The organism is Rhizobacter sp. P1_G5, from assembly GCF_056405435.1.
The window spans coordinates 1-4,312 of sequence record NZ_JBFUCB010000529.1 but is presented as its reverse complement, the minus strand read 5'-3'; the positions used below and the strand labels follow the sequence as shown (position 1 = coordinate 4,312).

The following is a 4,312-nucleotide window of genomic DNA, read 5'->3' as shown; positions in this document are numbered from 1 at the left end:
GTTCAGCGCCTGCACCGGCCGGCCGGTCAGGCGCGCCAGCCGCGCGATGCCCTCGGCACCGCCCGGCGGGCACTGGTTGATCGCTGCGTCGCCGGCGGCGATGGCCTCGGCGTACGAGCGGCAGTCGGGGTAGCCGCAGCGCGTGCACTGCGTCTGCGGCAGGGCGGCGTCCAGCCGGTCGGCGAGTGCGTCCCGGTCCACGGCGCCGTCAGGCTGCCTTGCGTGCGGCCGTCTTGCGGGCCGCCGGGCGGGCGAGTTTCACCGCCTGCTGGTGTGACGCGATGAAGTTGCGCACTTCCGGGTAGACCTTCTCGCGCCAGCGGCGGCCCGAGAAGATGCCGTAGTGTCCGGCGCCTTCGACGTCGTAGTGGAACTGGCGCGCCTTCGGGATGCCGGTGCACAGCTCGTGCGCCGCCTTGGTCTGGCCGGCGCCGGAGATGTCGTCCAGCTCGCCCTCGATCGTCAGCAGCGCGCTGGTCGTGATGTCCTGCGGGCGCACCAGCTCGCCCCGGACCTCCCAGGTGCCGTTGACCAGCGCGAAATCCTGGAACACCGTCTTGATGGTGTCGAGGTAGTACTCGGCCGGCATGTCGAGCACTGCGTTGTACTCGTCGTAGAAGGTGCGGTGGAAATCGGCGTTGTCGTCGTCGCCGCGCATCAGGTCCATGAAGTAGTCGTAGTGCGACTTCAGGTGGCGGTCCGGGTTCATCGCGATGAAGCCGCTGTGCTGCAGGAAGCCCGGGTAGACGCGCCGGCCGGCGCCGGGGTAGTTGACCGGCACGCGGTAGATGACGTTGTTCTCGAACCAGTCGTAGCTCTTGTTCATCGCCAGGTTGTTGACGGCCGTCGGGCTCCTGCGGGCATCGATCGGGCCGCCCATCATCGTCATCGTGCGCGGGGTGGGCTCGCCGCGGCTGGCCATCAGCGAGATCGCGGCCAGCACCGGCACCGTCGGCTGGCACACCGAGATCACGTTGCACTCGGGCCCGACGTGGCGGATGAACTCCTGCACGTAGTCGACGTAGTCGTCGAGGTGGAACGGGCCGGCGGCCTGGTCGACCATGCGGGCATCGGTCCAGTCGGTGATGAAGACCTTGTGGTCCTGCAGCAGCGCCTTCACGGTGTCGCGCAGCAGCGTCGAGTGGTGGCCCGACAGYGGCGCCACGACCAGCACGGTGGGCTGGTCCTTCATCAGCGTGAGCACTGGCGAATCGTCGGTGAAGCGCTTGAAGCGCAGCAGCCGGCAGAACGGCTTCTCGAGCGCCACCTGCTCCTGCACCGCGACATCCACCGTGCCGACGCGCACCGACGTGATGTTGAACTGCGGCTTCTCGTATTCCTTCGACAACCGGTGCACCAGGTCCAGCCCGGCCGACACGCGCTGCGCCATCGGCGTGTGCGTGAACGGCGACAGCGGGTGGCTGTACAGCTTCGAGGAGGCGCTTGCGAATTCGGAGAACGGGCTCAACAACGCGCGCTGGGCTTCATACCACTGGTACAGCATTCTGGGTTCCTTTGCGACCGCTTCGCGGAATCGCTTTCACACAAGGTTTTCACACAAGTTGTGCGTCGCAGCATTCTAGGCAGTCGATACAGATCGTGCCCGCGGACTGCTTTGGTGCAAACCCGGAAAAGAAGCACAAAGGCCGCCCAGAATGGTGCGGCCTTCTCTCGAACTGTCACTTGTGTGACGGCAGATGTCGCTTCAGATGACTTTGGCGATCGCGGCGACCACCGCGTCGATGTTCTTGCTGTTCAGCGCSGCSACGCASATGCGGCCCGAATCGACGCCGTAGATGCCGAACTCGTTGCGCAGCCGCTCCATCTGGGCCTTGGTGAGGCCCGAATAGCTGAACATGCCCTTCTGCTGCGTGATGAAGCTCATGTCCTGCCGGATGCCGGCGGCCTGCAGCTTCTGCAGCAGCGCGGTGCGCATCTGCTTGATGCGCACCCGCATGCCGGCCAGTTCTTCCTCCCACATCGCGCGCAGCGCCGGCGTCGTCAGCACGGTGGCGACGACCTGGGCGCCGTGCGTCGGCGGGTTGGAGTAGTTGGTGCGGATCACGATCTTCAGCTGGCTCAGCACGCGGGTCGCGTCGTCCTTGGTGGCGCACAGCACGCTCAGCGCGCCGACGCGTTCGCCGTACAGCGAAAAGCTCTTCGAGAACGAGGTCGCGACGAAGAAGTCGATGCCGGCGGCGACGAACTGCGCGATCACCGCGCCGTCTTCGGCRATGCCSTSGCCGAAGCCCTGGTAGGCCATGTCGAGGAAGGCCACCAGGCCGCGTGCCTTGACGGCCCCGATCACCTTCGCCCAGTCGGCGGGGGTGATGTCGTAGCCGGTCGGGTTGTGGCAGCAGGCGTGCAGCACGACCACCGTGCCGGCCGGTGCGGCGTTCAGCGCGGCCAGCATGCCCTCGACATTGACGCCGCGCTTGGCCGCGTCGTAGTACGGATAACTCTCGACCACGAAGCCGGCGTTGGTGAACAGCGCGCGGTGGTTTTCCCAGCTCGGGTCGCTGATCAGCACCTTGGCGCCCGGGTTCAGCTTYTTCAGGAAGTCGGCGCCGATCTTCAGGCCGCCKGTGCCGCCMAKGCCCTGSRCGGTGGYSACGCGGCCGGCAGCGACTTCAGCGCTGTCGGTGCCGAACACCAGGCCCTGCACCGCCTTGTCGTAGGCGGCGATGCCGTCGATCGGCAGGTAGCCGCGCGGCTTCGGGGCCTCCTGCATCTGGCGCTCGGCCTCGGCCACGCACTTCAGCAGCGGGAGTTTGCCGTTGTCGTCGTAGTAGACCCCGACGCCCAGGTTCACCTTGGCGGGATTCGGATCGGCGTTGAACTGCTCGTTCAGGCCGAGGATGGGGTCGCGGGGTGCCATTTCGACAGCGGCGAACAGCGAGGTCATGGACAGTCCTTGTCAGTAGAGCGGATGCGTGATTTGGGCTAGGCTTGCCGATTTCCCTGTGCACTTCCGGTACAGGAAAACCCGAGGATTTTAATCGCCATGGCCGACCTGCCCCGAAATTCGGCACCCAAGACGGTATCGYGCCCTGCACCGAAGTTGGCACCGAAGGCGCCGCAGGGCGGCCCCGACATCCTGCTCGCCGACACGCCGGTGGTTGAACCCGTCGAAGGCGAGTTCGTCGCCTTCCCCGACTCGCCGTTCCAGCTGTTCCAGCCGTATCCACCGGCCGGCGACCAGCCGACCGCGATCGCGGCGCTGGCCGAAGGCATCGAGGACGGCCTGAGCTACCAGACGCTGCTGGGCGTCACCGGCTCCGGCAAGACCTTCACGATGGCCAACGTGATCGCCCGCATGGGCCGCCCGGCCATCGTGTTCGCGCCCAACAAGACGCTGGCGGCACAGCTGTACAGCGAGTTCCGCGAGTTCTTCCCGAAGAATGCGGTCGAGTACTTCGTCAGCTACTACGACTACTACCAGCCTGAAGCCTACGTGCCGCAGCGCGACCTGTTCATCGAGAAGGACAGCTCGATCAACGAACACATCGAGCAGATGCGGCTGTCGGCCACCAAGAGCCTGCTGGAGCGGCGCGACGTGGTGATCGTCGCCACCGTCAGCGCGATCTACGGCATCGGCAACCCGAGCGACTACCACCGCATGGTGATGACGCTGCGCGCCGGCGACAAGATGGGGCAGCGCGACGTGATCGCGCAGCTGATCCGCATGCAGTACCAGCGCAACGAGATGGACTTCAGCCGCGGCACCTTCCGCGTGCGCGGCGACACCATCGACGTGTTCCCGGCCGAGCACTCCGAGCTCGCGATCCGCATCGAGCTGTTCGACGACGAGGTCGAGGCGCTGCAGCTGTTCGACCCGCTGACCGGGCGCATCCGCCAGAAGATCCCGCGCTTCACCGTCTACCCGTCCAGCCACTACGTGACGCCGCGTGATCGCGTGGTCGCTGCCATCGAGACCATCAAGGCCGAGCTGCGCACGCGGCTCGACGAGCTGGTGAAGGACGGCAAGCTGGTCGAGGCGCAGCGCCTGGAGCAGCGCACCCGCTTCGACCTGGAGATGCTGCAGGAGATCGGCCACTGCAAGGGCATCGAGAACTACACGCGCCACCTGTCGGGCTCGGCGCCGGGCGAGCCGCCGTCGACGCTGGTCGACTACCTGCCGGGCGATGCGCTGATGTTCCTCGACGAATCGCACGTGCTGATCGGCCAGCTGGGCGGCATGTACAACGGCGACCGCGCGCGCAAGACCACGCTGGTCGAGTAYGGCTTCCGGCTGCCGTCGGCGCTCGACAACCGGCCGCTGAAGTTCGAGGAGTTCGAGAAGAAGATGCGC

Annotated in this window: 4 protein-coding genes; 1 reads left to right on the top strand and 3 read right to left on the bottom strand. The window is 66.4% G+C overall.

The annotated features are described in order from the left end of the window. The 3 genes from AC1D12_RS26185 to AC1D12_RS26175 form a co-directional block, all read right to left on the bottom strand. Positions 1-201 (bottom strand): RnfABCDGE type electron transport complex subunit B (locus AC1D12_RS26185; RefSeq protein ID WP_477843881.1); only part of this gene is annotated, 201 nt, incomplete at its 3' end. Between the two features lie 7 nt (positions 202-208). Continuing rightward, complete coding sequence (locus tag AC1D12_RS26180; protein ID WP_477827261.1) at positions 209-1,504, bottom strand: polyhydroxyalkanoate depolymerase; 1,296 nt, start codon at positions 1,502-1,504, stop codon at positions 209-211. Positions 1,505-1,705: 201 nt separating this feature from the next. Then, positions 1,706-2,905: an amino acid aminotransferase gene (locus tag AC1D12_RS26175; RefSeq protein WP_477843879.1), complete on the bottom strand. Its 1,200-nt coding sequence runs from the start codon at positions 2,903-2,905 to the stop codon at positions 1,706-1,708. A 99-nt stretch (positions 2,906-3,004) separates the two neighbouring features. Here AC1D12_RS26175 and AC1D12_RS26170 point away from each other — a divergent pair. Beyond that, the coding region (locus AC1D12_RS26170; protein ID WP_477843877.1) for a DEAD/DEAH box helicase family protein at positions 3,005-4,312 on the top strand (1,308 nt) is incomplete at its 3' end.